The sequence below is a fragment of the Arthrospira sp. PCC 8006 genome (assembly GCF_046480465.1).
Classification (GTDB): Bacteria; Cyanobacteriota; Cyanobacteriia; order Cyanobacteriales; family Microcoleaceae; genus Limnospira; species Limnospira platensis.
This window is the reverse complement of sequence record NZ_PKGG01000485.1, coordinates 1-881: the sequence shown is the minus strand read 5'-3', so window position 1 is coordinate 881 and position 881 is coordinate 1. Positions and strand designations below refer to the sequence as shown.

2 protein-coding genes are annotated in these 881 nt (G+C 39.0%); one reads left to right on the top strand and one right to left on the bottom strand.

Going from position 1 to position 881, the window contains the following annotated elements:
• Positions 1–365: UDP-N-acetylglucosamine 2-epimerase (locus B9T16_RS28980; protein WP_410246424.1), on the bottom strand; the 365-nt coding region annotated here is incomplete at its 3' end.
• Positions 366–404: 39 nt separating this feature from the next.
• Here B9T16_RS28980 and B9T16_RS28975 point away from each other — a divergent pair.
• Positions 405–881, top strand: a 477-nt coding sequence (locus tag B9T16_RS28975; RefSeq protein WP_410246423.1) for a hypothetical protein, incomplete at its 3' end; no start/stop codon positions are given.

Below are 881 nucleotides of genomic sequence, written 5' to 3'. Positions count from 1 at the left end.
ACCGGGATTTTGTGATAGAATGCAGCTAGGGCAGCAGCAAAAGCGGTAGTGGTGTCCCCCTGGACTAAAACCAATTGCGGTTGCAACCTGCCAAAAAGTGCCTCCAACCCCTGCAAACTGCGACAGGTGATATCTGTTAAAGTCTGGCGTGGCTGCATGATATCTAAATCCAAGTCAGCCTTGAGGTTGACAAGTTCCATCACCTGAGCTACCATTTCTTTATGTTGCCCGGTCAGGACTACCTGGGTAGTGAACTGAGGGCATTTTTGGAACTGTTGGATAACCGGAGCCAGTTTAATCGCTTCTGGTCGTGTGCCTAGGGTGATACATATAGGAATAGGTATAGGAATAGGTAGATTTAACATGATTGTTTTTGTACGATTTAATTGACCATGATAACATGCTTGACAACTGCCGAAACTGACTTAGTTGAGTTAAGTCATGATTGTTTTTATATTGAGCTAGAAATTCGGGAGAATACCAACTATCTGTTAAAGGGCAATATTCAAATTCAATACGCCATACCAGCTCATAATGCCGCATTAGTGACCTTTAAATTTAGCAAAAGATCTGGCTATTTAATATCTCCACCTTACCCAGGAATCTCTAGCTCAAATGCAGTTAGACCTTATAAATATATTCCAATTTATTCAGATAAGGGAGGGCAATTTTTGATTACATTTCAAACCCCTCCTGATTCTTATTATGTGTCTCTAGGATTTAGATTATGGAATAGCAAAACAAAGGTTTTTATAGGTAATCAAGTAGAAATGATTGAATCTCACAAAGATGATTTTGAGTTATCAATAATCGATAATCTCTCCACTCATGAGATTGAATCTGCCAAAAATTATTGGTCAAGTATAGGAGTTAGTAAAGGA